The sequence below is a fragment of the Frankia sp. EI5c genome (genome assembly GCF_001636565.1).
Taxonomy (GTDB): domain Bacteria; phylum Actinomycetota; class Actinomycetes; order Frankiales; family Frankiaceae; genus Parafrankia.
This window is the reverse complement of record NZ_LRTK01000098.1, coordinates 1-26,986: the sequence shown is the minus strand read 5'-3', so window position 1 is coordinate 26,986 and position 26,986 is coordinate 1. Positions and strand designations below refer to the sequence as shown.

The 26,986-nt window shown below is 72.3% G+C and carries 17 protein-coding genes and 21 pseudogenes; 25 read left to right on the top strand and 13 right to left on the bottom strand.

Features of this window, described 5'->3' with window-relative positions:
* On the top strand, nucleotides 1-199 hold a 199-nt coding region (locus tag UG55_RS42790; protein ID WP_242425036.1), incomplete at its 5' end, for an AIR synthase-related protein.
* 408 nt (nucleotides 200-607) lie between these two features.
* Here UG55_RS42790 and UG55_RS24335 read toward each other — a convergent pair.
* The 3 genes and pseudogenes from UG55_RS24335 to UG55_RS24330 form a co-directional block, all read right to left on the bottom strand.
* On the bottom strand, nucleotides 608-814 hold the full coding sequence (locus UG55_RS24335; RefSeq protein ID WP_066073602.1) for a DUF3073 domain-containing protein: 207 nt from the start codon (nucleotides 812-814) through the stop codon (nucleotides 608-610).
* Nucleotides 815-1,156: 342 nt separating this feature from the next.
* A pseudogene (locus UG55_RS42785) lies at nucleotides 1,157-1,316 on the bottom strand (valine dehydrogenase); the annotation flags it as partial.
* A gap of 1 nt (nucleotide 1,317) precedes the next feature.
* Nucleotides 1,318-2,269 (bottom strand): Glu/Leu/Phe/Val dehydrogenase dimerization domain-containing protein (locus tag UG55_RS24330; protein ID WP_242425035.1); only part of this gene is annotated, 952 nt, incomplete at its 3' end.
* 530 nt (nucleotides 2,270-2,799) lie between these two features.
* Here UG55_RS24330 and UG55_RS42780 point away from each other — a divergent pair.
* The 4 genes and pseudogenes from UG55_RS42780 to UG55_RS24315 all read left to right on the top strand — a co-directional run.
* Nucleotides 2,800-3,293 (top strand): annotated as a pseudogene (locus tag UG55_RS42780) (hypothetical protein); the annotation flags it as partial.
* Between the two features lie 286 nt (nucleotides 3,294-3,579).
* Nucleotides 3,580-3,786, top strand: a complete 207-nt coding sequence (gene bldC / locus UG55_RS24320) for a developmental transcriptional regulator BldC (protein ID WP_006540950.1) — start codon at nucleotides 3,580-3,582, stop codon at nucleotides 3,784-3,786.
* A 252-nt stretch (nucleotides 3,787-4,038) separates the two neighbouring features.
* Nucleotides 4,039-4,592: pseudogene (locus UG55_RS42775) on the top strand (carboxylesterase family protein); the annotation flags it as partial.
* Between the two features lies 1 nt (nucleotide 4,593).
* Nucleotides 4,594-5,766: carboxylesterase/lipase family protein (locus UG55_RS24315; protein WP_242425034.1), on the top strand; the 1,173-nt coding region annotated here is incomplete at its 5' end.
* 133 nt (nucleotides 5,767-5,899) lie between these two features.
* Here UG55_RS24315 and UG55_RS24310 read toward each other — a convergent pair.
* From UG55_RS24310 to UG55_RS24305, 3 pseudogenes are all read right to left on the bottom strand, one after another.
* Nucleotides 5,900-6,222 (bottom strand): annotated as a pseudogene (locus UG55_RS24310) (VOC family protein); the annotation flags it as partial.
* Nucleotide 6,223: 1 nt separating this feature from the next.
* Nucleotides 6,224-6,346 (bottom strand): annotated as a pseudogene (locus UG55_RS42770) (glyoxalase); the annotation flags it as partial.
* 33 nt (nucleotides 6,347-6,379) lie between these two features.
* Nucleotides 6,380-7,291: pseudogene (locus UG55_RS24305) on the bottom strand (helix-turn-helix domain-containing protein); the annotation flags it as partial.
* 165 nt (nucleotides 7,292-7,456) lie between these two features.
* Here UG55_RS24305 and UG55_RS24300 point away from each other — a divergent pair.
* The 9 genes and pseudogenes from UG55_RS24300 to UG55_RS42740 form a co-directional block, all read left to right on the top strand.
* A pseudogene (locus tag UG55_RS24300) lies at nucleotides 7,457-8,512 on the top strand (acyl-CoA dehydrogenase family protein); the annotation flags it as partial.
* Nucleotide 8,513: 1 nt separating this feature from the next.
* The coding region (locus UG55_RS42765) for a hypothetical protein (RefSeq protein ID WP_242425038.1) at nucleotides 8,514-8,617 on the top strand (104 nt) is incomplete at its 5' end.
* A gap of 186 nt (nucleotides 8,618-8,803) precedes the next feature.
* Nucleotides 8,804-8,874: pseudogene (locus UG55_RS45745) on the top strand (hypothetical protein); the annotation flags it as partial.
* A gap of 24 nt (nucleotides 8,875-8,898) precedes the next feature.
* Nucleotides 8,899-8,962: pseudogene (locus tag UG55_RS42755) on the top strand (hypothetical protein); the annotation flags it as partial.
* 1 nt (nucleotide 8,963) lies between these two features.
* A partial coding sequence (locus tag UG55_RS24295) for a thiolase family protein (RefSeq protein WP_242425033.1) occupies nucleotides 8,964-9,952 on the top strand: 989 nt, incomplete at its 5' end.
* 56 nt (nucleotides 9,953-10,008) lie between these two features.
* Complete coding sequence (bluB, locus tag UG55_RS24290; protein ID WP_083987159.1) at nucleotides 10,009-10,707, top strand: 5,6-dimethylbenzimidazole synthase; 699 nt, start codon at nucleotides 10,009-10,011, stop codon at nucleotides 10,705-10,707.
* Between the two features lie 397 nt (nucleotides 10,708-11,104).
* Nucleotides 11,105-11,217: pseudogene (locus UG55_RS42750) on the top strand ((4Fe-4S)-binding protein); the annotation flags it as partial.
* 1 nt (nucleotide 11,218) lies between these two features.
* A pseudogene (locus UG55_RS42745) lies at nucleotides 11,219-11,304 on the top strand (4Fe-4S dicluster domain-containing protein); the annotation flags it as partial.
* Between the two features lies 1 nt (nucleotide 11,305).
* Nucleotides 11,306-11,446: pseudogene (locus UG55_RS42740) on the top strand ((4Fe-4S)-binding protein); the annotation flags it as partial.
* 1,114 nt (nucleotides 11,447-12,560) lie between these two features.
* On the opposite strand, the pseudogene UG55_RS24280 reads toward UG55_RS42740, so the two are convergent.
* From UG55_RS24280 to UG55_RS42730, 5 genes and pseudogenes are all read right to left on the bottom strand, one after another.
* A pseudogene (locus UG55_RS24280) lies at nucleotides 12,561-15,102 on the bottom strand (BTAD domain-containing putative transcriptional regulator); the annotation flags it as partial.
* 116 nt (nucleotides 15,103-15,218) lie between these two features.
* Nucleotides 15,219-15,551, bottom strand: a pseudogene (locus UG55_RS48195) (FAD-binding oxidoreductase); the annotation flags it as partial.
* A gap of 27 nt (nucleotides 15,552-15,578) precedes the next feature.
* The coding region (locus UG55_RS24275; RefSeq protein ID WP_242425032.1) for an FAD-binding oxidoreductase at nucleotides 15,579-16,596 on the bottom strand (1,018 nt) is incomplete at its 3' end.
* Between the two features lie 183 nt (nucleotides 16,597-16,779).
* A pseudogene (locus UG55_RS42735) lies at nucleotides 16,780-17,206 on the bottom strand (SDR family NAD(P)-dependent oxidoreductase); the annotation flags it as partial.
* Between the two features lies 1 nt (nucleotide 17,207).
* Nucleotides 17,208-17,538 (bottom strand): SDR family NAD(P)-dependent oxidoreductase (locus UG55_RS42730; protein ID WP_242425031.1); only part of this gene is annotated, 331 nt, incomplete at its 3' end.
* A 411-nt stretch (nucleotides 17,539-17,949) separates the two neighbouring features.
* On the opposite strand from UG55_RS42730, the pseudogene UG55_RS42725 reads away from it, so the two are divergent.
* From UG55_RS42725 to UG55_RS45740, 3 genes and pseudogenes are all read left to right on the top strand, one after another.
* Nucleotides 17,950-18,574: pseudogene (locus tag UG55_RS42725) on the top strand (amidohydrolase); the annotation flags it as partial.
* A 1-nt stretch (nucleotide 18,575) separates the two neighbouring features.
* A pseudogene (locus tag UG55_RS42720) lies at nucleotides 18,576-19,087 on the top strand (amidohydrolase family protein); the annotation flags it as partial.
* A 1-nt stretch (nucleotide 19,088) separates the two neighbouring features.
* A partial coding sequence (locus UG55_RS45740; protein ID WP_255360526.1) for a hypothetical protein occupies nucleotides 19,089-19,152 on the top strand: 64 nt, incomplete at its 5' end.
* Between the two features lie 125 nt (nucleotides 19,153-19,277).
* Here the strand turns inward: UG55_RS45740 and UG55_RS24260 are convergent.
* Nucleotides 19,278-20,192, bottom strand: a complete 915-nt coding sequence (locus tag UG55_RS24260; RefSeq protein WP_066073575.1) for an NADP-dependent oxidoreductase — start codon at nucleotides 20,190-20,192, stop codon at nucleotides 19,278-19,280.
* Between the two features lie 101 nt (nucleotides 20,193-20,293).
* On the opposite strand from UG55_RS24260, the pseudogene UG55_RS46395 reads away from it, so the two are divergent.
* The 8 genes and pseudogenes from UG55_RS46395 to UG55_RS24240 form a co-directional block, all read left to right on the top strand.
* Nucleotides 20,294-20,551: pseudogene (locus UG55_RS46395) on the top strand (hypothetical protein); the annotation flags it as partial.
* Nucleotide 20,552: 1 nt separating this feature from the next.
* On the top strand, nucleotides 20,553-20,989 hold a 437-nt coding region (locus tag UG55_RS24255; protein ID WP_242425030.1), incomplete at its 5' end, for an NADPH-dependent FMN reductase.
* Between the two features lie 216 nt (nucleotides 20,990-21,205).
* Nucleotides 21,206-21,588: pseudogene (locus tag UG55_RS45735) on the top strand (hypothetical protein); the annotation flags it as partial.
* Between the two features lies 1 nt (nucleotide 21,589).
* A pseudogene (locus UG55_RS42710) lies at nucleotides 21,590-21,742 on the top strand (TNT domain-containing protein); the annotation flags it as partial.
* Nucleotide 21,743: 1 nt separating this feature from the next.
* A pseudogene (locus tag UG55_RS42705) lies at nucleotides 21,744-21,839 on the top strand (hypothetical protein); the annotation flags it as partial.
* 1 nt (nucleotide 21,840) lies between these two features.
* Nucleotides 21,841-21,907: hypothetical protein (locus UG55_RS45730; RefSeq protein WP_255360525.1), on the top strand; the 67-nt coding region annotated here is incomplete at its 5' end.
* Nucleotides 21,908-22,046: 139 nt separating this feature from the next.
* Nucleotides 22,047-22,397, top strand: coding sequence for a hypothetical protein (locus UG55_RS24245; protein WP_128423117.1), 351 nt, complete (start codon nucleotides 22,047-22,049; stop codon nucleotides 22,395-22,397).
* Nucleotides 22,394-23,116: a hypothetical protein gene (locus UG55_RS24240; RefSeq protein WP_066073564.1), complete on the top strand. Its 723-nt coding sequence runs from the start codon at nucleotides 22,394-22,396 to the stop codon at nucleotides 23,114-23,116. The genes UG55_RS24245 and UG55_RS24240 overlap by 4 nt, the downstream gene beginning before the upstream one ends.
* A gap of 92 nt (nucleotides 23,117-23,208) precedes the next feature.
* Here UG55_RS24240 and UG55_RS48190 read toward each other — a convergent pair whose 3' ends face one another.
* The gene (locus tag UG55_RS48190; RefSeq protein ID WP_396231006.1) at nucleotides 23,209-24,420 is read right to left on the bottom strand and encodes a PASTA domain-containing protein; all 1,212 of its coding nucleotides are present in this window, start codon (nucleotides 24,418-24,420) and stop codon (nucleotides 23,209-23,211) included.
* Between the last annotated feature and the right edge of the window lie 2,566 nt (nucleotides 24,421-26,986).

The window sequence follows — 26,986 nt, the reverse complement described above, 5'->3', positions numbered from 1 at the left end:
CAGTGCGGCCGACATGGAGGCCACGTTCAACCAGGGTGTCGGAATGGTTGCGATTGTCGCCGCCGCCGACGCGGAGGCCGTGGTGCGCACGCTGACGGAGCGGAACGTCGCCGCCTGGATCGCCGGCCGGATCGAGGCGCGGAGCGGCGGAGACAGTTCGGAGGCGGGGGCGGCCCGTCTGGTCGGCGCGCATCGCTGACTCTGCCGGTTGTGTCGACGCCGGTTGCGTCGACACTGCCGGTGGCTCCGGCGCGACCCCGTCGGGGGGCCGCCGGACGCCGGGGCACCGGCGGACAGCGGAAAGCACGAATGGACCCGAACCCATGAGCGGACCCGGACCGTCGCCCGCGATCTGTGGCGGCGGTGGGTGGCCGCAGGTCATTGCCGTGGGAGCCTCCTCAGCCGGGCTGACCCTGACCTCTGGAACTCCAGAACGCGACACCGACTGTGCCGCCCGACGCCAGCTCGATGCCCGGTGTGCCCGCGCAAGGCGGGCGTACCGGACTCGACCTGCCGCCTGTGCCCGAGGCCACCTGGTCCCAGGTGGCCACGACCGGCCCCTCCAGCGTCACCCGGAAGGCCGGCATCGGCCGGGGCGGCCCCGGAGCTAACGGGACGAGCGGTGCTCGTCCTCATCGTCCAGGTAAGAGTCGTAACCGTAGTCGTCATCCGAGTACGGTTCGTCGCTCTCGGTCTCCCGCGAGGTACCCGCGCCCAGATCCGCCTTCAATCGGTCGAGATCCATTGTGGGCGAGTTGTACTTGAGCTCGCGGGCGACTTTCGTCTGCTTGGCCTTCGCTCGGCCGCGCCCCATGGCTCGACCCCCTCGAACATGACGACGGGGACCCGCCCCGGTGCTCTCACTGTCTCGTGCTTCCCGAGACNACAGGGATCGCAGCCCACTCGGCACGCCAACCCGACAGTTACCNGTCGTCGGACAACATCGAGGAGATCATCTGTCCCCGGTGGGCAGTCTCGGGACTTCCCTGCCAGCGGGCACACGGGCCTGGGCGACCCCGGCGGGCGGATCCGGCAGATGTGCTCATCGTCACTATTTCCCGACACTGGCGGCGTGTTCGGCGCCGCGGTGGGCCGCCACCCGGCGGCCGACCACCCGGCGGCCGCCGGGTGGGGGCCACCGGCACTCCGGAGCGGATCAGGCGGGCCGGGCGGGCAGCAGGATGCCGCGCAGCCGGCCGATGTCGGCCATCCGCCGCTCGGCGAAGCGGCCGGCGGCCACCGCCGGGGTGATGCCCTCGGCCTCGGCGAGACGCAGGACGTTTCGGGTCGTGTCGAAGATGCGGGCGGCCCGCGCCNTGGCCCGTTCCGGGGAGTAGCCCTCGATCTCGTCCGCCACCTGGATCAGCCCACCGGCGTTGACCACGAAGTCGGGGGCGTACAGCACGCCCGCGTCCGCGAGCACCTTGTCGACCCCGGGGCCGGCGAGCTGGTTGTTGGCGCCGCCGCAGACGATCTCCGCCCGCAGCCGCGGCACGCTCTCCTGGGTCAGCACGCCCCCCAGCGCGCACGGCGCGTAGACGTCGACCTCCGCCCCGATCAGCTCCGCCGGGTCGGGCAGCAGGCGGACCTCGGGGTGGTGGTCCCTGACGCGCTCCACGGCGGCCGGATCGACGTCCCCGACCACAACAGTCGCGCCGTCGGCCAACAGGTGCTCCACGAGGCGCTGGCCGACCTTGCCGACGCCGCTGACGGCGACGCGGCGCCCCGCCAGCGACGGCGTCCCCCACCGGTGCTCGGCGCAGGCCCGCATCCCCTCGAAGACGCCGTAGGCGGTCAGCACCCCGGAGTCCCCCGAACCCCCGTGGGCGGGGGAGCGCCCCGAGACCCAGCCGGTCTCCCGGGCCACCACGTCCATGTCCTCGACGTAGGTGCCGACGTCGCAGGCCGTCACGTAGCGGCCGCCGAGGGAGGCGACGAAGCGCCCGTAGGCGCGCAGCAGCGCCTCGGTCTTGTCCCTGGTCGGGTCGCCGAGGATCACCGCCTTGCCGCCACCGAGGTCCAGGCCGGCGGCGGCGGCCTTGTAGGCCATGGCCCGGGAGAGCGCGAGCGCGTCGGCGAGCGCGGCCCCCTCGTCCGGGTAGGCGTGGAACCGGGTGCCGCCCAGTGCCGGGCCGAGCGCGGTCGAGTAGATCGCGATGATCGCGCGCAGACCGCTGGCCCGATCGGAGCAGAACACCACCTGCTCGTGCGCCGCACCGGCGCCGAACACCGACGAGGCCACCGTGGACGTGTCGATCTCCGCTGACATGCCTGGGCTCTCCTCCTCCGCGCGGCTCCACGGGCCCCGGCCGGGGTGGGACGCCTGGGCCGCCTGGGCCGCGTGGGCCGGTTCCGTGTGCCGCGGGCTCGGTACCGAGCCGCTCCGGCGAACATTACGGGCCGGCCGGCCGGGCTTCCCGCCGCGCGGGGACGCTCCGGGCGCGCGCTGGAGATGCCGGACCTCTCATCGCCGTCGGCCCCGCCCCGGCCGCGGTCCGTGCCAGGATCGGAGGCATGCCAGCATCCAGGGGCATGTCCGCACCCAACCGGGTTACCGCCGCGCGGGTAGCCGCTCCAACCGGGGTCGGGATCTAGGGTGCCTGTCGTCTCGCCCGCCGCCTNCCTGCGGGTCTACGAGCCGCTGGCCGCCTTTCCGCCGGCTGAGCGGGTCCGGTGGCAGCGCTATGCCGCGTCCGGTCCCCCGTCCAGCCGTGCCGGCGCCCGGCGCGAACGGGTGGTGGCNCTGGTCGCGACCGTCCGGCCGTCGCTGGACGTCGCCGACGAGGCCGCCTTCGTCCNGTGGGTGGACGGGCTGATGTTCGTCTGCCCGTGGTCGACCCAGCTGCGGGTGTGGCAGGCCGCGATGGAGTTCCGCGGCCAGATGCCGGAGCGTGTCGCCGAGGCCTTCCTGCCGCGCCGGCTGGTCGATCCGGCGGAGACCGAGCTGGACCGGTGGAAGGCGCGCCGGCCCGAGATCAAGCTGCACGTCCAGACCTGTACCTGGATGGTGCCGCCGACCTGGTTCGTGCTGTTCGACCCGGCCGAGCGGTTGCTGGTCACCGGCGACAACGCCGACCGGTCCATGATCTACCGCACCACGATGAGCCTCGCCCGCCGCCGGGTCGGCCGCGCGGTGGAGGCGATGGAGACCCTCCGCTCCGGGAACGCGAACGTCCCCGCCATCGAAGGCGTCGCCGAACTGGCCCGTTGGCTGGGGTCCTTCCATCCGCAGAGCAGGGTTGAACTGGACTACGACGGACTAGTTGACCTGCTCGACGACGACATGCTTAGGCNGGACACCTCCGTCGAGGACATCGTCGAAGCGGTCAGCGCGTTACGCCGAGGGCGAACAGACCTTGCGGTCGAGGCGTACGAACGCGTGCTGATCAGGTGGAGACCCCTGCAGTCACGGGAATCCGCCAGCTGATCGGCGCCTCCTGTTAGCGCAGCGTTGCCNTCCGCTTCGGACGAGCTGTGACTAGTCAGCAGATGGTCCTGACGTGCCATGTCCGAAATGCCNCCGAAGGATGCACGATCTGTATGGGACGGAGCGACGCTCTGTGACGGGAGGCCAACGCAATGACGACGAGAACGCCGGATGCCGAGCCGCTGCTGACGCCCGCCGAGGTAGCCACGATGTTTCGGGTCGACCCGAAGACCGTGACCAGGTGGGCGAAGGCCGGGAAGCTGACCTCGATCCGGACTCTGGGCGGTCACCGCCGGTACCGCGAGGCGGAGGTGCGCGCCCTGCTGAAGGGAGTTCCGAGCATCGGAAGTGACATCTGAGTCCAGCGCCGAACCGGCGCTGATGGAGGCGTCCTGGTAAGTCCAGGCGTTAGGTGGTTGCCCGGCCGGGCCTCGGATTGGACCACGGCCGGAGCCGCCACCTGAGCGGACGTCCCATAACGGCGAATTTCCACCGCTCCGGGAGGGCGGTGGTGATTTGCGTGTCGAAACCGACGGGTGGCAGCCATGTCATCCGTCGGTTTCGTGCGTTTCTGGGGCTCGGGTCGAGGGGACGTTCCGGTNTGGCGCCGCATGGTGGCGCCGGTGAGGCTGTCGGTCATGGCGGGGGGAAGGGACACGGCGAGGACGACGGGCACCGCACGCCGCCGCACGCACGGGGCGCACGCCGGGAACGTGCTGCGGCCGTGCGCCGCGCTGCGGCTGCTGGCCCTGCTGGTCGCGGCGGCGCTCGTGGGCGCGGGCTGCGGCGGCGGCACCGCCGCGGAGACCGGGCCGGTCGTCACGACCACCGGCGGCAAGGTGCGCGGGGTGATCGCCGGTGGGCTGGTGTCCTATGACGGCATCCCCTACGCGGCGCCCCCGGTGGGAGACCTGCGGTGGAAGGCCCCCGCCCCGGCCGCGTCCTGGAAGGGCACCCGGGACGGATCGGTCCGCGGTCATCCCTGCCCACAGCCCGGCGGGACGGCCGGTTCACCCGCCGAGGACTGCCTGTTCGTGAACGTGACCGCTCCGGCGGACGGGGTCGCCCGGCCGGTCCTGGTGTGGATCCACGGCGGCGGTTTCTTCACCGGCACGGCCAACCAGATGGACCTCTCCGCGCTCGCCGCCGCCGGTCCCGCGGTGCTNGTCGGCGTGAACTACCGGCTCGGCGCGCTCGGCCAGCTCGCGCTGCCCGCCCTGAACACCGAGTCGGACGGCGACGCCGGCTCGTACGCGCTGGCCGACCTCGTCGCCGCGCTGCGCTGGGTGCGGGACAACGCGGCCGCCTTCGGGGGCGACCCGGGCAACGTCACGATCTTCGGTGAATCGGCGGGGTCGGTGAACGTCTGCGCACTGCTGGCCGCCCCGTCCGCCCGCGGCCTGTTCCAGCGAGCGATCATGCAGAGTGGCCCCTGCCTGTGGACGCTGCCCACGATGGCCAAGGCCGAGCGGACGGGGCAGGAGTTCGCCGCCCAGATGGGCTGTACCGACCCCGCGACCATGCTGACCTGCCTGCGAGCCGTTCCGGTGAGCCGGATCGTCGCGGCCGGTAACCAGACCGACGTCCTGACCAACCCCCGGTGGGCCCCGGTGAGCGGTGGTCGGACGCTGCCGCGGCCCCCGTCCGAGGTCGTCGCCGACGGTTCCGCGGCGCCGGTGCCCGTCATCCTCGGCACGGTGCGGGACGAGGGCCGGGCCTTCACCGTCGGCTTCGAAGCGGGCGGAGAGCTGACCGCGCAACGTTTCACCCAGATCATCCGCGAGCAGCTGCCGGACCGGGCGGATGCCGTGCTCGCCGCCTACCCTCCCGGTGCCGTGTCGGCCCGGGAGCGTCTCGCCCAGGTGATCACCGACTGGCTGTTCGCCTGCCCGACCGCGAGCACCGCGGATCTGGTCACCGCCGCCGGCTCCCGGGCGTTCGTCTACGAGTTCGACGTCCCGGGGCAGAGCCCGGCCGTCAGCGGTGCGGCGACGGGCGCCACGCACTCCGGCGAACTGCCGTACCTGTTCCCGGAGGGGGGCTCGGGCACGGCGAGCCTGCCGGCGACCGCGGCCGATCGCGAACTGTCGGCGGCGATGGTCGACTACTGGACGCGCTTCGCCGCGACCGGGGATCCGAACGCGGTCGGGCCCGCCGGCCCGTCAGCTGGTTCGACCACTGGCCCGGGCGGGTCCCCGGCGGCCCGCGCGCTGCCGACCTGGCCCGGCTGGCCCCGGGCGCGGACCTCGACCACCCCGGACCGGCTGGTGCTCGAGCCGGGTGCGATCGAGGCCCGCGCCGGCTACGCCGCGGAACACCACTGCGAGGTCTGGGACTGATCGGGGGATCCCCGCTCACCGCACCATGCCAGTCCCGGTCGTGCCAGTCCCGGTCGTGCCAGTCCCGGTCGTGCCAGTCCCGGTCGTGCCGGTTCTGGTCGTGCCGGTTCTGGTCGTGGCGCTGCCGGCCGGGTCAGCCCCGCGGGTGACCCGGGTAGGTCCCGAACGACCAGAGGTTGCCCTCCGGGTCACGCGCGGCGAAGTCACGTGATCCGTAATCGGTGTCGTGCGGCTCCTGGACGATCTTCGCTCCCGCGTCGCGGGCCCGGGCGCACAGCGCGTCCGGGTCCGCGGTGACCACATATGCGCCGAAGGTGCCGGTTCGCAGCGACTGGAGGTCGTCGTCGCGTGTCGAGCCCAGCATGATCCCGCCGCCCTCCGGCCAGGAAAGCTCGGCGTGATCAATGCGTGTGCCGGTCTCGCCGGTCTCGCCGGCCCCGGTGGTCCCGGTGGTCCNGCCCGGGCCGTAGGAGACGATCTCCACGAAGCCGAAGGCCGCGGCGAGGAAGTCGATCAGCCCGCGGGCGTCGCGGGCGCGTAGGCAGGGCCAGACCTGGGGCTGCGGTGCGGTGTCGTTCATNGGTGGCAGTCCTTCCGCTCGGTCGGGCTGTGATCAGCCGGCTCCGGTCGGGCCGGGCCCGTCCAATGCTTCGTCGAAGCCGAAGTCCGTGGCTTGGACGTTTCGGAACTCCGCCGCGAGCCAGGCGCTCGGCGAGCACCCGGCCAGTTCGCGGAACTCGCGGGCGAGATGTGCCTGGTCGAAGTACCCGCACTCGGCCGCCAGCTCGGCGAGCCTCGGCCGACGGCCCTCGGTCCACCGGCTGGCCAGCATTCGCCTGGCCCGGTCGAACCTGATCACCCGCGCGGCGGCCTTCGGAGAGAGCCCGATCTCGGCATGGAAGTGACTGCCCAGATGCCGTGCGCTCCACCCGACCTCCGCGGCGAGGGCCGACACCGGGACCGCTCCGCACTCGTTCCGCAGCAGGTTCCAGGCCCGCCGCAGCTCTGGCGGGACGTCTCGGCTGATGCGCCGCTCCGCCCCGACCAGGGCGGCGAGCTCGGTGTCGAGGAGCGCGAACCGCTCCGGCCAGCCGGCCGCCGCCCGCAGGCGTTCCGTCAGCCTGCGGCCGGCGGCGCCGAGCACGGCCTCGGCCGGAACATCACACGCCGCGAGCTCCCCGGCGGGCAGGCCCAGCAACGCTCGCGCGCCGAGCGGCCGCAGGGCGAGCTGGAGACCCGACTGCGCGCCCTCGTGCGTGATCAGCGTGGCGGTCGTGTGCAGGCCGGCGACCAGCGCGTCGTAGGCGCGAGGCGCGGATGACGCGGCGGGCCGCGCCGCGGCGGGCCCGTCGAGCAGCACCAGCGGTTCGTCCAGTGTGAAGATCAGGGTCAGCGCCGGGGAGGGGAGCCCGCGGTGCACCGCCGGCGGCAGACCCCGCTGCCGGTAGCCGCTGTACCAGGCGACATAGGGGCGCAGCATCGGTGCCGGGACGACCCGGACGTGCTCATTAACCGGGTCCCCGGCNCCCGGCGGCTCCGCGCCGCCCGCCTGTTCCACGGGTCCTGCCTGTCCCACGGGTCCTGCCTGCTCCNCGACCTCAGTGTCAGGCCGGGAGGCCGCGGCGGGTGGCGAGTCGTGGATGCCACGCCGAAGCGGGTGCGTGGCCGGAGTGTGCGAAACACTGACCAGATGGACCTGTCTTCCGAAGAGCAGGAGATCGTCGCGACCGTCCGCGACTTCGTCGACCGCGAGGTGCGGCCGGTCGCGCGGGAGCTGGAGCATGCCAACACCTACCCCGAACGGCTCATCGAGCAGATGAAGGAACTCGGGGTGTTCGGCCTGGCGGTGCCGGAGCCCTACGGCTTCGGGCGGGTCTCGACCCCCTGCTACGCCCTGGTCACCGAGGAGCTGGCCCGTGGCTGGATGAGCCTCGCCGGGGCGATGGGCGGCCACAGCGTGGTCGCCAAACTGATCTCGACCTTCGGTACCGAGGAGCAGAAGCAGCGCTATCTGCCGCTGATGGCCACCGGGGCGCTGCGCGCGACGATGGCGCTGACCGAGCCCGGCGGTGGCTCCGACCTGCAGGCCATGCGGACCGTCGCCCGCCGCGACGGCGACGGCGACGGCTATCTGATCAACGGCTCGAAGACCTGGATCACCAACGCGCGCCGCTCCGGCCTGGTGGCGCTGCTGTGCCGCACCGACCCGGCCGCGGACCCTCCGCACCGCGGGATGAGCATTCTGCTGGTCGAGAAGGTGGACGGTTTCACCGTGTCGCGGGACCTCCCCAAACTGGGCTACAAGGGCGTCGAGAGCTGCGAGCTGGTTTTCGACGATGCCCGGGTACCCGCCGACGCCCTGCTGGGAGCCGTCGAGGGGCGCGGGTTCGCCCAGATGATGACCGGGCTGGAAATCGGGCGGATCCAGGTCGCCGCCCGGGCCACGGGGGTGGCGCGGGCCGCGTTCGACGACGCGTTGCGCTATGCCCAGGAGCGGGAGAGCTTCGGCCAGCCGATCTGGCGGCACCAGTCGATCGGCAACTACCTCGCCGACATGGGAACGAAGATCACCGCCGCTCGGCAGCTGCTGCTGCACGCGGCCCGCCGCCACGACAGCGGGGAACGCTGTGACCTGGAGGCGGGAATGGCGAAACTGTTCGCCTCCGAGACCGCGATGGAGGTCGCGTTGAATGCCGTTCGCATTCACGGCGGATACGGCTATTCGACCGAGTTCGACGTCGAGCGGNATTTCCGGGACGCGCCGCTGATGATTGTCGGTGAGGGAACCAACGAGATCCAGCGCAACGTCATCGCCGGCCAGCTCGTCCGCCGCGGCGGCCTCGACGCCTGAGCCCGCGGGCGCGGCGCGATGTGCCTCTTGTCACGGAGTGCCCCCGGACGGCCCCGGCAACGGGGACGTCCGGGCGCGAACTGTGGCACCGTTGGGCCTGGGTAACGGGCGGAACGGCGCAGGCTCCGGCACCAGATCGCCACGAGCACCATGCCGACGCACCAGGACGAGAAATGAGGGGCCGCAGTGCGGGAAGCAGTGATCGTGGAGGCGGTGCGCACGCCGATCGGCAAGCGCAACGGCTCACTTGCGGGTGTNCACCCCGTGGATCTGGCGGCGANGGCGCTCAACGAGCTGATCAGCCGCACCGGGATCGATCCCGTCCTCGTCGACGACGTCCAGTGGNGGTGTGTCACCCAGCTCGGTGACCAGTCCAGCAACGTCGGCCGGTACGCGGTGCTTGCCGCCGGGTGGCCCGAGTCGGTTCCCGCGGTGACGGTGAACCGGGCGTGCGGTTCCAGCCAGCAGGCGCTCGACCAGGCCGTCTTCGCCGTCATGGCCGGAGCGCAGGATCTGGTCGTGGCCGGCGGGGTCGAGTCGATGAGCCGGGTGCCGCTCGGTGCGTCCCGGCAGATGGGCGAGCCGTACGGGCCGGCGGCCAAGGCCCGCTACGACGGCACCGACTTCAACCAGATCGTCGGCGCGGAGCGCATCGCCGAGCGCTGGGGCCTCACCCGCCGGCAGCTCGACGAGTACTCGTCGCTCAGCCACGAGCGCGCCGCGGCGGCGATCGACGCCGGTGCCTTCGAGCAGCAGACGTTCGCGGTGCCCACCGAGTCCGGGCCGTTCACGGTCGACGAGGGCCTGCGCCGCGGCACCACCCCGGAGAAGCTCGCCGGGCTGAAGCCGGTCGCCCGCGAGGACGGCGTGATCCACGCCGGCAACTCCTCGCAGATCTCCGACGGTGCGGCCGCACTGCTCGTGACCACGCCCGAGCGGGCCCGTGAGCTGGGCCTGAAGCCGATCGTGCGCTACCACACCGCCTCGGTTGTCGGCTCCGACCCGCTGCTCGTGCTCACCGGCCCGATCCCGGCGACGGAGAAGGTGCTCACCCGCGCCGGGCTGTCGATCAGCGACATCGGCGCGTTCGAGGTCAACGAGGCCTTCGCCTCCGTGCCGCTCGCCTGGCTCGCCGAGACCGGGGCCGACCCCAAGGTGGTCAACCCCCTGGGCGGCGCGATCGCGGTCGGGCACCCGCTCGGGGCCTCGGGTGCGATCCTGATGACCAGGCTGGTCCACCACATGCGCGACAACGGCATTCGCTACGGCCTGCAGACCATGTGCGAGGGCGGTGGCACCGCGAACGCGGCGATCGTGGAGCTCGTCGCGGACTGACACCCCCGCCCCGCGAATCCCTGGCCCGATTCGCCCGAGCGGAGCTGAACAACCCGATGCCGTCATCTGCCCCGGGCCCCGGCGGCCCGGGTCCGCAGCACGTCCCGCCCGTCGCCGTCGGCCTCGGCGCCGGCCTCGGCCTCGGCCTCTACGAGGCGATCCGGCGGCGGCGGGACGTCCGCGGCCAGTTCACCGGCGAGCCCGTGCCACCGGTTGTGCTGCGCCGGGTCCTCGCCGCCGCGCACGCCGCCCCCAGCGTCGGCCTGACGCAGCCGTGGGACTTCGTCCTGGTGGAAAGCCCGGAGACGAAGTCGGCCATGCACGAACATGTCACCCGGGAGCGCGCGGCCTTCGCCGCGACCCTCGACGGTGAGCGGGCCGAGCGCTTCGCGGACATCAAGATCGACGGGGTGCTGGAGTCCACGCTCTCGGTGGTCGTGACCTACGACTGTGACCGGGGCGCCCCGGCCGTCCTCGGCCGGAACACGATCGCCGACGCCGGCGTGTACTCGGTGTGCCTGGCGATCCAGAACCTGTGGCTGGCCGCCACAGCGGAGGATCTCGGGGTGGGCTGGGTGTCGTTCTACCGGGAGGACTTCGTCCGCGGGCTGCTCGGCATCCCCGCGGGGGTTCGCCCGGTCGCCTGGCTGTGCCTCGGGCCGGTGACCCACCTGGAGACCACACCAGATCTTGAGCGTCACGGCTGGGCCGCCCGCCGCCCGCTGGACGAGGTCGTCCACCGCGAACGCTGGTAGCCGCGGCGGCCACGGAGACCGCCGGACGCGAGCCGGCGGTGGGCCGCGCCGCCGTGCCCAGAGCCGATCGGCGCGCCGGCGCCGGGAGAAGCGTCCCGGACTCGTCGGATGACCGCACCACCGGGCGAGGAAAACTTTTTCCCAGGAGAATTCAGGGAGATTTTCCTGAAGTCGATTCCGGTGCTTCGATCCCGGCCCCGGGGCGATTTTCTTCGTTACCTGGCGTTTACCCCGTGAAGCATTGTCGTGACAAGCCTCNGCCAATAATCTATGCGGGTTCGCCGGATTTCGATCCCATATCGGCCGGGGCGGCCGGAAGTGTGTCGGCCGGCGGCCGCGGGTCCACCGCGGCCGGCCGGGCCGGTGCATTGTTCGGCTGATTGGAGAAGATTCTGCCATGCCATTTGTGATCACTTCCGCGTGCATCGACGTCAAGGACGGTGCCTGCCTCGACGGTGGCTGCCCCGCCGACTGCATCTACACCGGCGGGCGCAAGATGTACATCAATCCNGACGAATGCACCGAGTGCGGGGCGTGCGCGGTGGCGTGTCCGGTCGGAGCGGCGATGCTCGACGAGATGGTGCCCGCGGCGGAGAANGAGTTCATCAAGAGCGAGGAGCTCTTCTTCTCCGAGGTGCTGCCCGGGCGGGACGAGCCGCTCGGCGAGGAGCCGGGGGGCGCGGCCAAGGTCGGGAAGATCAACGCCGACACGGAGTTCATCGCCAACTACAAGAAGTGATCCCGGCGGCGGGGCGGGACGCGGTCGAAGCCCGTCACCGCCGCCTACTGCCGGCGTGCCCCCGGGGCTGCTTCCGTGGCCGCACGAGGCTGGTCGCAGGGCTGGCCAGGATGCGAGCCAAGCAGCGCTGACGCCTCCCGGGCGACGCCGGTCATGCCCCGCCGGGCGGCGCGGTCGGCGAGGTCACGCAGGTCGGCCTCGTCGACGGGCTCGCCGTTGCGGTGGGCCAGCTGGGCGGCGACCAGCCGGGTGCGCAGGACCGCGCCGACCCCCTGCGAGCGGATCGCCACGTCCATAGCCGTCTTCAGATGCGCCCGGGCGGCCGGAAGGTCACCGGCCAGCGCGGCGAGCCGGGCCAGGCCCAGCGCCACCGGCCCGGCCATACCGCACTGGCCCACATTGGCGATGTTGCCCGCGATCGGCGCGAGCCGGGCGGTGAGCGTCCCGACATGTTCGCGCAGCCCCCGGTCGGCGACGGCGTGGGCCAGCAGGGTGAGCCGTCCGTGGGTGGTCCACGTGACCGGCTCGACCCGGGTGACGGCCGCGGCGATCAGCTCGTCGGCGCCCGGGTCATCCCGGGCGGCCGCCAGCACCGCCGCCGCCCACGGCGCGAGCGGGGCGCCGGAGGTCCGGTCGTCCGGCTCCCGCAACCGGCCCTGCTCCCAGCGCAGCGCCAGCCGGGCGAAGTCGTAGGCGCCGCTCTGGTACAGCTCCGTCTCGCAGTGCAGTGCGAACGCCTGGTCGTAGATCTTCTCCGCCACGCTGAGGTCGTCGTCCCGCCAGAGGGCCAGCGAGCCCTGCACCCACCGGAACTGCACCCGCGTCGCCGGCAGCCGGAGCAGGTCGCTGCCGACCGCCCCGAGCCGCGCATGCTCGGCCGCCGCGGAATCACCCAGGGTGATCTTCGCGAGGTAGTTCAGACCGTGCGCGATGACTTCGTCGATCTGGGCGGCGGAGTGCGGGACCTTCCCCAGCCGGGTGAGCAGTTCCACCGACTCGGTGGCCCGTTCCGCGATCCCGGAGAACGTGAGCGCCCGGCCGAGCAGGGCGTCGGCGAGGCACTCGTCGTCACCGAGCCGCTCGGCGAGCCCGATCGCGCGGCGGCTGAGCCGGNCGGGGACGGAACCGTCCGGGTCGTAGGTGCTGCCCACGGCGAGTGCCGCCAGGATGCGGGCGTGCGCCGCCGGATCGGCGGTGACCAGGGTCTCCAGGCCGGCCAGGCGGGCCAGCAGCGGAGCCGGGTCATCGCCGTAGGCGGGCCAGGGCCAGCACCCGGTGGTTCGCAGCAGCGCGCTGGCCAGGCGCCCGGCCGAATCGAGCCGGCCGCGGCGCACCGCGTCGAGCAGTCCGGCGTCGACCACGTCCAGCAGGGTCTGGCCCCGGCCGTTACGCGCCAGCGCGTGCACCTGCGCCACCAGCAGCTCGTCACGGTCGATGTCGAGGTCATGGGCGTTCTGGTCGGCGACGGCCAGTGCCTGGCCCCACCAGTGCGCGGCCGTCTCCGACTGCCAGTGGCGTTCGGCGTCCAGCGCGGCGGCCCGGCAGGCGGCGAGGACGTCCGCGGCATCGGCCAGCGGCCAGGCCGCGACGAGGTGCGCCGCCCGCCGGCTGACCGCCTCGCCCACCTCCGCGGTGCCCAGCGCCGCGGCGATCCGCAGGTGCAGCCGCTGCCGGCGCAGGCTGGAGATCCCGGCGGCGACCTCCTCGCGCAGCAGCGCGTGCGCGAACATGTACCGCCCGGTGCCGGAGGACTGCACGATCACATGCTCGTCCGAGGCCTCGTCCAGCAGGTCGGCGAGGGCGTCGTGATCCAGCCCGGTCACGCGGCGCAGCAGGCCGAGATCGAGCGTGTCGCCGATGAGCGCCGCGGCGCGCAGCACCTGCAGCACCTCCGGGTCCAGGCCGGCGAGCCGTTGCCCGAGCACCGAGCGCACGGCGAGGGGAACCTCGCCACCAGCCCGTTCCCCGGCCGGCAGCCGGGCGTACTCGCAGACGAAGAACGGGTTGCCGCCGGTCCGTTCGGCGAGGGTGCCGGCCTCGGCGGCGTCGATGTCCTGGCCGCTCACCCGACGGACCAGCTCCGCAACCTCACCCCTGGTCAGCGGCGGGACGGCCAGCCGGCGCGAGCCGTGCCCGCGGGCGGTGGCGGCGAGCAGCCGGTCCAGGGCGGGGCGCCCGGTGACGTCCCGCGCGGTGGCGAGCACGCTCAGGCCGGGCAGCGGGCCGGCGTCGGCGAGATGGGTCAGCAGCCGCAGCGACGCCTCGTCAGCCCAGTGGACGTCCTCCGCCAACAGCAGCAGCGGCCGGGACCGGGCCGCGGCGGACAACGTGGCGAGCACCCGGTCGTAGACGACGAACCGGGCCGCGTCGGCGTCGACACCACTGGGCGGGTTCAGGACGTCGTCCGGCTCCGCGCCGAGGTCGCGCAGGAGCTGGCGGATCGGCCACCACGGCGGGAGCGCCTCGTCGTCGGGGCAGCTGGTGCGGGCCACGGCGCCGCCGGCCCGGTTCCAGATCGTGGCGGCCTCCTGCGCCAGGCGGCTCTTGCCGATGCCGGCGGGCCCGGTGAGGACGATCCAGCGACCGTCACCGCCCGCCGCCTCGCCCAGGGCGGATTCCAGGACAGCGATCTCGTGGGTCCGGCCGACCAGGTCCCCCCGCCCCCCGAAAGCACTGTGCCGATCGGGTGCGCTGGCCCCGCCGGGGGGTGCGCTGGGCTGGTCGAGAGCGCTGGGCTGGTCGAGAGCGCTGGGCTGGTCGAGTGCACTGGGCTGGTCGAGTGCACTGGGCCGGTCGAGTGCACTGGGCCGGTCGGGGGGCGAGCTCGGCCGGGTGAGGGCCGCGCTCGCGGGGGCGAGCGCGGCACCCGTGCGGACGGACCCCGCCGGGCCGGGCCAGGAGTCCAGGGCGGCGTCCTGGCGCAGCACGGCACCCTGCAGGTCCCGCAGGGCCGGGCTGACCTCCAGGCCGAGCTCCTCGTCCAGCCGGCGGGCGTGGTCGCGGAACACCTCCAGGGCCTCCGCCGCGCGCCCGGCCCGGTGCAGCGCGATCATGTGCAGCCGGCAGGCACCCTCCGCGAGCGGACTGTCGAGCAGCAGCTGGCGGGAACGCGGCACGGCCGCGGCGACGCGGCCCAGGCCGAGCAGGCCCGTCACCGCGTTCTGCTCGCACTGCGTCCACCGTTCGGCCACCGCCTCCGCCGGACCGAGCACCCACGGCTCGTGACCGAACTCGGCGAGCAGCGGCCCCCGGCGCAGCGCCGCCGCGCGGTCGGCGGCCGCCAGCGTGCCCGGCCAGTCGCCGGCCTCCGCCGCGGCCTGCGCCTGGTCGCAGGCCCGCTCGAAGAGCCGCAGGTCGATTTCGTCCGGGGGGACGTCCGCGAGGTAGCCGGGGGTGCGGCGCACGATCGGGGAGGTGGCCCGCTCGTCGTCGCGCAGCAGCCGCCGCAGGTTCGAGATGTGCGCCTGCAGGCTCGGCAGCATGCTCGGCGGATGCTCGCTCCCCCAGGCCGCGTCGGCCAGGCGGTCGACCGAGACCACCCGACCGGCGTTCAGCAGCAGGACGGCCAGGATCGCCCGCTGCTTGGGCCCCCCGAACTGGACCGGCCCACCCTCCCGGACGACCTCGATCGGCCCGAACAGGCGGTAGAGCGGCACGCCTCACATGATGCCGTCAGCCCGCGTCACCGGCAGGGGACGGCCCGGTCGGATTCAGGACTGGACCAGGCCCGCGGCAGCCCGCACGGAGTGGGCGGCGGTCATCCGCCCGTGCNGGTCGTAGCTCGCCGTGAGGGTCGCGAGCCGGGCGAGTGTCGCGGTGTCGTACTTGCGCGCGACGATCGCCGGGTCGGCGCTCGCGCCGAAGTTCGGGGTCGAGATCCCACCGGACCACGGGTCCAGCGCGGCCATGACCGCCTCGGCGTGGCCCGTCGTGGCCTCGACGATCGGCGGTGCGGCGATACCGATCGTCAGCACCGCGTAGGCGGCCTCCCGGTGGCAGACGGCGCTCGGGTCACGCGGCTGGCGGGCCAGCGCGCCGCCGAGCAGCCGCAGCTCCACGATCACCTGCGGGCACTCGGCCGCGGGGCCGGCCAACGTGAGCAGCGNGCCCACCGCCTCTTCCGGCAGGTCCNGCAGCAGCACCGAACGCTCGTGGACGGGCATCGGGTCGACCGGGTCGGCGTGGATCATGCCCAGTGCGCCGAACGGGAGGACCTCCAGCCCACCGAAGATCACCGGTGCGACCGCGGCCATCGGCCCGGCCACCCGCTCGCCCTCCGCCGGGTCACCGATCCACGCGAACCGGATGGCGACCGTGCACCGGCCGGCCAGCGGCGGGGGAACCGCCGGCATCGCCGGCAGCCGCAGGATCGCCAGCGACGTTGACGCCTGCTCCGGCAGCGACGCCGACCAGGCCCGCCAGGCCGGGACGATCCGCTCCGCGTCGGCGCCGTCGAAGTACAGGCAACCGCCGTAGAAGTGCGAGACGTCCAACAGCTCGAACTCGACGGCGGTGACCACCCCGAGCGCGCCCTTGCCGCCGCGCAGCGCCCAGAACAGCGACGAGTTCTCCGTCGCGGTGGCCCGGCGCAGCTCACCGTCCGCGGTGACGACCTCGATGGCGGTCACCAGGTCACTGCCGTACCCGAAGGTTCGCCCCACCGGCGAGACCCCGCCGCCGGTGAGATATCCGACCACGCCGACATGCGGCGCGGAACCGGCGAGGGCGCCGAAACCGTGCGGCGCGGCCGCGTCCAGCACCTGCTGCCAGCGCACCCCGGCACCGACCCGGGCCTGCCGGGTGACCGGGTTGATGACGATCTCGGCGAGGCGGTCGGTGCGGATGAGCAGCGTCGGCCGGCCACCCTGGGCGACTGCCCCGTGGCCGGTGGCACGCACCTCGATGTCGAGATCGTGGACGTCGGCGAACCGCACGGCCGCCACCACGTCGGCCGCCTCGGCGACCGCCACGACCGCGACCGGTGCCGAGACCACCGCGACGTTCCAGGGGGTGGCGGCCTGGGCGTAGGCGTCGGACCCGGGCAGGAGGACCTCACCGCTGATCGCGGCGGCGAGGTCGGCCAGCGGGAGCTGCCGGCCCGGGTCGGGGAGATCATGGGACGACGGCGAATCGGGTGCGAGCGTGGACATGACGCCTCCGGCTGCTGCTCGGTGTTCGAGGGGGACATCGAGCAGCCTGGAGGCGACTACTTGGGCATTTCTTGCGGATGCGGGGCAACCACGGATGGCCTACTGGCCCGGCACTTGCGATCCGCTGCGCCNGGTCTTGCGGGCTGTACCCGCGTTCGGCTCAGGGCTGTGCCCGCGTTCGGCTCAGCGGGCCGTCATCCGCAGGGCGCCGTCCATCCGGATCGTCTCGCCGTTCAGGTAGTCGTGCTCCGCGATCATGATCACCAGTCGGGCGTACTCGGCGGGCTCGGCCAGCCTGCGCGGGAAGGTCACCGTCGCAGCCAGACCGGCCCGCACCTCGTCGGAGAAGCCCGCCATCATCGGGGTGTCGACGATGCCGGGCGCGATGGTCATCACCCGGATGCCGTACTGGGCGAGGTCCCGCGCGGCCGTGATCGTCATGCCCGCGACCCCCGCCTTGGAGGCGGCGTAGGCGATCTGGCCGATCTGGGCCTCGAAGGCGGCGATCGAGGCGGTGTTCACCACCAGGCCGCGCTGGCCGTGCTCGTCCGCGTCGAGCCCGCTCATGGCCTCGGCCGCCAGCCGCAGCACGTTGAACGTGCCCAGCAGGNTGACCATCAGCACGGAGCGGAACAGGTCCAGGTCGTGCGGGCCGCGCCGGGACAGCACGCGCGCCGACGGCGCGATGCCCGCGCAGTTCACGGCCAGCCGCAGCGGCAGGCCGTCGTTCCTGATCCGCTCGATCGCGGCGGAGACCTGGGACTCGTCCGTGACATCCGTCGGGAGCAGGTGCACGCCGTCCACGGGAGCGGCGTTCGCGACCGCCTTCTCGAGATCCAGCCCGTACACGGTCACTCCGCGCCCGGCGAGCGCGGCCGCGGTGGCGGCGCCCAGCCCGGAGGCCGCTCCGGTGACGACTGCCGCGGTGTGATCGAGCTGCATGACAGGGCTCCTCGAAAACGGCCGGTGACTGTGCGGGCACTGATCGTGTGCTGACGCCGATTACGTGCTGGCAACACAACGGCGCTGGCACGACAACAGCAGGGACGCTACTACGAATCCCCCTTCGCCCGAGGCGTCGCTGACGGGTGGCCCCCGGCCTCCTCGCGGGTCGGTGGCGCCCCCNGTGGGGGGCTTGAGCTGGCCCTCAGGACGGTACGTGTGCTGACTGTGACGCAGATGGACTGTGAGCTGGACCAAAATTGACGTCGAAGTCAATAAGTGCTAGTTTGATGATCACGTCAGAGGTGATGTGTGGGATGGGTGTCCATCCCGCGTAGGCCACACCGGGAGCGTCCTGAGACTGCTCGCGGNGTCGAGCTGGTGGGGTCCAGCCAGCGTACGGAGGTAGTCATGCCCAGGACGGATATCGACTTCCCTGTCTTCGACGCGGATAACCACATGTACGAGACAGCGGATGCCTTCACGAAGTACCTTCCGAAGGAATACGAGAACCTGATCAAGTATGTTCAGGTGAATGGGCGCGACAAGATCGCGGTGCGGGGTGTGATCTCCGAGTACATTCCCAACCCGACCTTCAGTGTCGTGGCGCGGCCGGGCGCCTGGGAGGACTACTTCAAGAACGGCAACCCGGAGGGGAAGTCGACCCGGGAGCTGATGGGCAAGCCGATCCGCTCACCCGAGGCGTTCTTCGCTCCTGAGCCCCGGCTCAAGCTGATGAACGAGCTCGGCATCGACCGGGCGATCATGTGGCCGACCCTGGCGAGCCTGCTGGAGGACCGGCTGCGGATGGACCCGAAGGCCACCCACGTGGTCGTGCACGCGCTGAACCAGTGGATGCACGAGCAGTGGACCTTCAACTACGAGAACCGCATCTTCGCGACTCCCGTGGTCACGCTGCCGATCGTCAGTGAGGCCATCAAGGAGCTCGAGTGGATCGTCGAGCGCGGCGCGAAGGTCATCCTGATCCGGCCGGCGCCGGTGCCCGGCTACGAGGGCTTCCGCTCGTTCGCGCTGCNGGAGTTCGACCCGTTCTGGGAGAAGGTCGTGGAGGCGGACATCACCGTCGGCCTGCACTCCTCCGATGACGGCCTGACCCGCTACTACAACATGTGGGAAGGCCGGCAGGACGGTGAGCACCTGCCGTTCGCCACGCCGACCGCCTTCATCGACATCATGCACAAGCAGCACCGGGGCATCTTCGACACGATCACCTCGCTGATCGGGCACGGGCTGCTCACCCGTTTCCCGACGCTGCGGATCCTGCCGGTCGAGAACGGCTCCGGCTGGGTGCGCCCCTTTGTCGAGGCCGCGGGCGAGTCGTACGCGAAGAGCCCCAAGCTCTACGACGAGGACCCGATCAAGGTGCTCAAGCGCAACGTCTGGATCCACCCCTTCTTCGAGGAGAACCCGCGCGGTCTCATCGACGTCGTGGGTGTGGACCGGGTCGTCTTCGGCTCCGACTTCCCGCACGCCGAGGGCATGTCGGACCCGGTGTCCTACGTGGACGAGCTCGAGGGCCTGTCCAAGGNGGACATCGCCAAGGTGATGGGCGGCAACCTCGCCGAGGCGCTGAAGCTCCCCGCCACCGTCTGACCGGATCTTCTCCAGAAAGAACCTGCCGTCAGCGTGGACGACGTCGTCCGCGCTGACGGCAGGCTGCGTTTCCAAACGTGTTCGTCAGCCGTTGTTCGGCAGTGGTTGTTCGTTGGACGTGTCTGTCAGACGGGCTGGGGCGTGAGGACCACCTTGCCCCGGCCGTGCCCCGTCCCCACGTCACGGTGGGCATCCGCGGCCCGTTCCAGCGGGTAGGCGTGACGTAGCTGTACCCGCAGCCGTCCCCTGACGTACAGGTCGACCAGGGCCGCGAGCCGGGCCGCGGACCGCTGGCTGCGCAACCAGCGGACCCCCAGCTGCGCAGCCAGCTCGAACGCGACGATCGTCGCGATCCGGTCCCGATCCCCGACGAGTTCCACCGCGGCGCGCAGGCCGTCCGCGCCGGCCGCGTCCAGGCTCGCGTCGACGCCGCCGGGCGCGACCGCCCGGACCCGGTCCACCAGGCCGCTGCCATATGACACCGGAACAGCCCCCAGCGAGCGCAGATAGTCGTGGTTGGCCGGGCTCGCGGTGCCGATCACCGTCGCGCCGGCCAGCCGGGCGAGCTGCACCGCGACCGTGCCGACGGCACCGGCGGCGGCGTGGATGAGAACCGTGTCGCCGGCGGTGAGCCGGAGTACCTCGACCGCGGTGTGGGCGGTCTGCCCGGCACCGGACAGCCCACCGGCGATCTCCCAGGGCAACCCGGCGGGCCGCCGCACCACCTGGTCGGCCGGGACGACCACGTACTCGGCGTAGCACCCCAGCACGCGGAAGCCGAGGACCTCGTCCCCGACGGCGAAGCCGGTGACCCCCGGGCCCAGTTCGTCGACGACGCCGGCGAACTCGTTGCCGGGAACCAGCGGGCTGGCGTCGACAGCCGGAGGCATCCGCCCCTCGCGGATCGCCAGGTCGACTGGCTGCACACCCGCGGCCCGCACCCGGACGCGGAGCTCGCCGGGAGCGGGCTCGGGCCGGCGCAGCTCCACCAGGCGAAGTGCCTCGGGTGGTCCGGGCGCGTAAAACGCGGCGGCTTTCATCTACACGGCTCCTCGGTTTCTGAGGTTTCTGACGGGCGTAGGCCGCGGGTGAGAGCGGGTCACGCCAGCCTGCGGGCTGAACCGGGGTTGAGGTCAAGAAGATGGCCGGGGTATCCGGCCCGTGCGGAAACTTGACCTCGACCGAGGTTCAGGTTCTAGGTTCCGGAGAGATCCCGCCGAACACGGCGCCCAGCGAACTCAAGGGGCGGAGTTTCATGTCCAGCGCACCCGTCAACCTGACCGTCATCGTCGGAAGCAACCGGTCCGGCCGGTTCGCGCCGGTTGTTTCCGAATGGTTCGTACGGCAGGCGGCCCAGCATGAGGGGGTCGCGGCCGAGGTCGTCGACCTCGGTGCGGTCNGCCTTCCGGCGCAGCTTGGCTCCCGGAGCGGGCCCGGCACCGAGGAACTGGCCGGAATCACCGGGAAGTTCGCCGCCGCCGACGCCTTCGTCGTCGTCACGCCCGAGTACAACCACAGTTATCCGGCCGTGTTGAAGACGGTCATCGACTGGCACCACGCCGAATGGAAGGCGAAGCCGGTCGGCTTTGTCTCCTACGGCGGCGTCTCCGGCGGGCTGCGGGCGGTGGAGCATCTGCGCCAGGTCTTCGCCGAACTGCACGCGGTCACCGTCCGCGACACCGTCAGCTTCCACGGCGCCTGGGCCCGGTTCGGCGAGGACGGATCGCCCACGGAGCCCGACGGCTGCAACGCGGCCGCCCGGACGATGCTCGACGAGCTGTGCTGGTGGTCGAATGCGCTCACCGCGGCCAGAAGGCACACCCCATACCGGTTCTGACCCCATACTGGTTCTGAAGGCGCCAGAACCCGGCGGGCCGGCGGGCCGAGCCCAATCCGGTCGCCGCTACCGAAGGCGGGAGCAGCGCGGCGACACGCGCCCCGGCGCGCTATCCGGTCACACCGCCGGGGCACGAAACCCGAGAACTACTCTCCGTGGTCGCTATCCATATTTCGTTGACCACGGGAGCCACGGGTGTTTCTACGCCGGACGCTCATGTCGCTGGCCGCCGGCGGACTTCTCCTCGCCGCGTCGGCACCGACCACCGCGAACGCTGCTCTGCCCCAGATCCAGCCCTTTGACCAGTGCTCGCGGGCAGATCTCAAAAACGACCCCAGGCTCGGCCCGGCCAAGCTCCCCGTCTTCGGCGAGGTAGCCCGGGAGCTCGCCGACTACGAGCGGACGGGGGAGCACTCGACCCGGCAGTTCCTCGGCACCTGGTGGGATCCGTCCGCCACCTTCTCGCCGTTCCCGGGGATTCCCGGGAACTGGGTATTCCCGCCGCAGAACGGATATTATGTCAATCCCGACGGAACTCCGGTGCGAGCGGTGACTACGTTGTTCCCGGGGCAGCAGATCGACCGCTTCGGCCTGCCCCGNGGAAGCTTCCTCGCCCCGCGGGGGACCGACTACGCCCAGCGTTCGCTCCCGCCGTCAAGCCTGGACGACACCGTCGACCCCGGTGGCTGCAACTATCACGTCTACGAGGTGGTGAAGGAGTTCCAGGTCTATTCCGGCGCGATCCGCCCGTGGNTCGACCAGCCGGGCGACGGTGAGCAGTACCAGCTCGTCTGCGCTCTCGTGCCGGGCTCGGGGACCTCGGATCTCTGCGACCTGTCGACGGGCAACCNGCGGACCCAGTACCTGCTTGACAACAACTACATCGTCGAGATCCCGGTCGGCGACCGGAAGATGTAGCGACCGTCGACCGGTGCGTCGCCCGCCGCCGCGGACAGGCAGGCAGGCGGGCAGGGGGGGAGGCGGGCAGGCGGGCAGGCGGGCAGGTGGGNAAGGCTTACCATCGACGTCCCGACGGGTCGGTTCCTAACGTCATGGCATGGAATCTCCTCCTGGACCGAAACCACCCGGCTCACCCGGCGACTGCCGTGCTCTCGCCGCCGTATGCGACGCCTACGCGAGTTCCCTGCAGGACGAGGTGCACGCGGCCGGGAAAGTGCACGGCCTGGTCGGATCGGAAATCTGGACGGGCCGGGCGGCGCGTTATGTGAACAACGCCGTGAGCGACTGGCAGGCGGTGGCCCGGCCCGCCGCGGAAGCGGTGCGGGGGCTCGCCACGCTGCTCCGGGGCGCCGCCGACGACCTGACCCGCGAGCAGGCGGACTGGCAGCGCCGGGTGGATCGCTATGACGCGGCCGTCCGCGACCTGTCCCGCTGGGGGCGCACATGACCGAGTACCTCCGGCTCGACCCGGCGTCGATGCGTCTGGTCGCCCAGGATCTCGACACGGCGACCGAGGTCGCCCGCCGGATGAGCGCGACGATCCCGACGCTCGCCGACGGCTACGACCTGCCGCCCGCGCTCGCTCGGCAGGTGCGGGCCGAGCTGGGCCGGATCGGAGCCGCCCTGGCCCGCGCGGCCGGCACCGTCCAGGGACTCGGGCGGGATGTGCGGGCCCGGGCGGTACTCGCCGAACTGGCGGACGCGGCCGGCCGGCCGGGGCAGCTGCCCGGAGGGCTGGCGGTGCGGCTGCGGCAGGTGGTGGAGAACTTCGAGTGCCCGCTGGACGACCCGGTGCGCAACCTGCTCCACGAATCGGCGGCGGCCGCGGCCGGCGGGGCGCAGGTCGGCGCGGGCCGCCTGCGGGAGGCACTCACCGACATCACCGACGGCGCGATCGCGAACAGCCTCCGGCAGCAGGCCAACCAGGATCTGGGCCAGTGCCAGCCCCCGGTCGAGCTGCCCGATCTGCCGCCACCCCCGCCGCCGCCCCCGCCGGCACCCGGATTCTTCGAGCGGGCCGCGAACGCGGTCGCCGACGCGGCGGATTCCGTCACCGACGCGGTGGAAGGTGCGCTGGAGGATCTGCCGTCGCCGGACGACCGGCCGGCCGGCGACGGACCCTTCCCGATTCCGGTGCCGGTTCCGCTGCCCGTGCCGGTTCCCTAGAACGTCGCTCCGCAACGTCGCTCCTCGGATGGGTGGCCGGCTTTCCCGACCACCCGTCCGAGGAGCTTTCGCGTGCCAGGGCCCTTCGCGTGCTAGGGCCAGATGTAGCCGAGCACGAAGTTGTTGCTCGTGTATCCGCGGGCCGCGTATTCGGAGTACGGGCCGGAGGGATTGACCGCCCAGACCCACGAACTGTCCGGTCGGTCGAACATGGCGTCCACCTGGGCCGCCCCGGCCGGACCCTGTGCGTAGGCGTAGAAGGCGACACCGTCGTTGACCCAGGCCGGCGCGGTCGAGGCGACATTCGTCATGGAGAAGTAGTAGGTGGTGCCGGGCCCGCAGGCGTTGTCGCATCGGTACCGGTACACGGCCGTGGTACCGCCGCCCGGTGTGGAGGCGGGGAAGACGTTGCCGAGGGCCCGGTTGAAGGTGTAGCCCGGCACGCTCGCGTCGGTGCTCAGCAGGTAGTACGGCTCACCGCTGCGTTTGTGCAGGTAGAGCGGCACCAGTGGCGCGTCCTCGTAGACGTACCCGACGGCGGTGCCCGGTGCCACCGCGGACCCGGCAGCCACGCTCTGCGCATGGACCACGTTCGGCTGGGAGGTGACCTCGTCCGAGGTGGGGGCGGGCGCCAGCCCGAGGTTGCTGAGCTGCGCCGCCGCATCCGCCGGGCTCAGGCCGATCAGGTTGGGCACGGTGACCTGCACACCCCCGTAGTACTGGAGCGTGATCGGGTCGTTCGGCCCCGCTCCCGTGCCTGCCTCCGGGGCCTGGCCGATCACGCTGCCCGCGGCCTGCCCCGCCGGGGCCAGGCCGGCGTCGGTCGGGGTGCAGGCGGTGAAGCCGAGGGCGGAGAGCTGGGTACAGGCATCCGGGTAGGGGATACCCGCGACCGAGGGAACCGTGATCTTGTCCGGGAAGGCGATGGTGACGGCGGCCCCGGAGTCGATCCGCTCGCCGGAGCTCGGTGACTGCCGGGTCACCGTGTTGAGCCCCGCCGCGGTGGTGGCGAGTCCCTCGACGACCTGCGTGCAGGTCAGGCCGAGGCCGACCAGCTCGGCGCACGCAGCGGTGGCGGTCTTCCCGACGAGGTCCGGCACCTGCGCCCGGTCCCGGTAGCGGACCTCGACGATGTAGCGCTCCTGGACCTCCGTGCCGGGCGTCGGATCGGTGGCGACGACGGACCCGACCGGACCACCGCCCACCTGACCGGACGCGACCGGGCGGCATTCCAGCCGGGCGGCACGCAGCGTCGCGCAGGCTCGGGCCTGGTCCTGGCCGCGGACGTCCGGCACGGCCACCATCGGCACGGTCGGCGTGCTCGGCGTGCTCGCCGGGGGATCCCCCGGCAGGATTCCGCCCAGTAGCCCGCCGCCGGGCGGTGGTGGGTCGGTCGACGGTGGGTTGCGGGTCGACGGTGGGTTGCTGGTGGACGGTGGGTTGCTGGTGGACGGTGGGTTGCTGGTCGACGGTGGGTTGCCGGTGGACGGCACGGGCGGACGGGTCCGCTCCGGAACGGCACCCGACGTGGCCGGTGCTGATGAGGCAGGCGCCGGCGGAGCGGTCGGCCCGGTGGTGGGGCCGGTGGTNGGCGCCNCGTCCTCGTCATTGCCGGGGCCGGCGAGCCCGGGGCCGGCACCCTTGTCGATCGTCGAGCTGGTGCCGTCAGCGGCGACCACGGTCGCCCGGACGGCGTACTGGTCGTTGATCCACAGTCGGTCCCCGTCGACTGTCAGGGCGACGTCCCCGGAGCCGTCGGCGGGGACCCGGATCCGGCCCGGTGCCGTCGCTGCCGGCGAGGTGGCGTCGTAGCTCAGGACCTGCCGGTTCGCGTGGTCCGGGACGTACACCCGGCCATGCATCTCCAGCGGCGAGCCGTACCGGGGCTCCGTGCCGGTGCCGGTGCCGGTGCCGGCGTCCAGGCTGACGGCCTCGCCGACGGTCTCGCGATCGATGTCGATCCGGATCATCCGTCGTTCCGGTGAGATGACGAGCCACGCCGTGTCGGCGGTGGCGCTCGGCGCGGAGAGCTGGAGGGCCGTGCCGGTCGGCAGCTGGACCGGGATCGTGTTCGTCCCGCCGTCCGGCCGCACGACCAGGACCTCGCCCGCGTCGCCGCGTACGACAACCGGCCGGTCGTGCAGCAGGGTGAGCAGGAGCCTGCTGTCCCGGCCGACGTTCACCGTGGAGACGAGGTCGGCACCGCGCACCTCGGCGAGGCGTCCGTCCGCGAGCAGGACCCAGGCGGTGCCGGTGGAGTCCACCGCCTGCCCGACGATCTTCCCGTTCAGCGCGACCGGGCGGAGCGGGCCCTGCGCGGGGTTGAGCTCGGCTACCGAGCTCTCGCCCGGGCTGGGCTCGGACGTGAGATAGGCACTTTCGCCGCCGGCCACAAGCGCGGGTGTCGTGCCCGTCGGTGCCGTGCCCGCGGGCGTCGCACCGTCCGTGGCCGGGCTGTTCGGGGTCGGGCTGTTCGGGGTCGCGCCGGCGACGGGGGCGGCGGTCATCAGGGAGGTGTCCACCTGTGACAGCGCGCCGGTGTCCTTGTTGAGCACGTAGAGCCGCCCGCCCGCCTGAACGGTCTCCAGCCGCTCCCGCCCGGCCGCGAGTGTTCCCTGCACCCGCGCGTCGGCCTCGCCGGTGAGCCCGTTGACGTGGGCGACGCTGTGGCCGCTCGGCAGGTAGGTGCTCGCGTCCCCGAGCACGGCCTGCGACACGCGGTACCCGGTACCGGTAGACACGCCGACCACGGTCAGCAGCAGCACCGCCGTGAGGGCCAGGCGGGTGCGCACCCGACCCCCGTGGCGTGCCAGCAGCCGGCGAACGGTTCGCGGAATTCCGCTGGCCTCGGCGGGGGTGATGGTTCGAGATCGGGGGCTCACGGATCTCCTCTCGGCGCTGGCCGCGATGATATGGAGACAAACCGCTGCGGCAGAACGGGAAGGGGTTCCCACCGGATGTCCGGTCAGGTGGATTTCGATGGTCACGCGTTCCCACTGGTCGAGGAGCAGCGGTTCACCTTCGGTCGTTCCGGTGAGTGCACGGCGCGGCTGGCGGTGGATGACTCGGCGATCTCCCGCGTCGCCGGGTCCGTCTACCACGACGGCGGTACCTGGTGGCTGTCCAACGACAGCGGCACCCGCCTCTTCGCCGTCGTCGACGAGTTCGGTTTCCGAAGCGTCGTCCCGCCCGGCCGCCGGGTCGCCGTCGAGGAACCGGTGCGCGTCGTCCTCGACGGCACCGACCGCGTCTACACCCTGCGGGTGAGTGTTCCCGGGGCGGTACGGCCACCGGACGATCCGCGTACGGATGAGGCCGCGGCCGCCATGGTGGGTGGCACCCTGACAGCCGCGGGCGAGAACGTCATGATCAATGGCGCGGACCGGCTCGCCCTGGTGGCGCTGTTCGCGGGTTACCTGGAGGATCCGCCGCGGCNTGATCCGTATCCGCGCAGCTATGCCGCCGCGGCCGCCCGGCTCAACGTGCCGCGCAGCACGGTGGTGAAGCGGATCGAGCACCTCCGAACCCGGCTGACGAACGCCGGCGTGCCGAACCTGACCGGGTGGAACGCGCTCACCAACCTGGCCNAGTACGCCATCACCACCCGCATCATCACGAAGGAGGACCTGCGGCTGCTGCGGCGCTGAGCACCCGGCGCCGTCAATGGGGAGGGTTTCCGATTCCCCTCGGTCAGCACTCTGCCTAACGTCGGCGACGACCCGCGGATCGTCTGCGGAGTGCGACTTTCGGAGGTGTCGGATGGCCGTCATCGGTGCCGAGATCGGCGATCTCAACGGGCTGAACACCAGCCTCAAGCGGCAGAGCGGTGTGGTTGACACGCTGCTGTCGGAGCGGACGACGCAGGTGCAG

Excerpts from the sequence above, each read along its gene's own strand:
- UG55_RS24335 (WP_066073602.1), bottom strand. The coding sequence starts at position 814 with ATGGGGCGCGGCCGAGCGAAGGCCAAGCAGACGAAAGTCGCCCGCGAG.
- bldC (WP_006540950.1), top strand. The coding sequence starts at position 3,580 with ATGACGACGAGAACGCCGGATGCCGAGCCGCTGCTGACGCCCGCCGAG.
- bluB (WP_083987159.1), top strand. The coding sequence starts at position 10,009 with ATGCCGTCATCTGCCCCGGGCCCCGGCGGCCCGGGTCCGCAGCACGTC.
- UG55_RS24260 (WP_066073575.1), bottom strand. The coding sequence starts at position 20,192 with ATGAAAGCCGCCGCGTTTTACGCGCCCGGACCACCCGAGGCACTTCGC.
- UG55_RS24245 (WP_128423117.1), top strand. The coding sequence starts at position 22,047 with ATGGAATCTCCTCCTGGACCGAAACCACCCGGCTCACCCGGCGACTGC.
- UG55_RS24240 (WP_066073564.1), top strand. The coding sequence starts at position 22,394 with ATGACCGAGTACCTCCGGCTCGACCCGGCGTCGATGCGTCTGGTCGCC.
- UG55_RS48190 (WP_396231006.1), bottom strand. The coding sequence starts at position 24,420 with ATGGTGGCCGTGCCGGACGTCCGCGGCCAGGACCAGGCCCGAGCCTGC.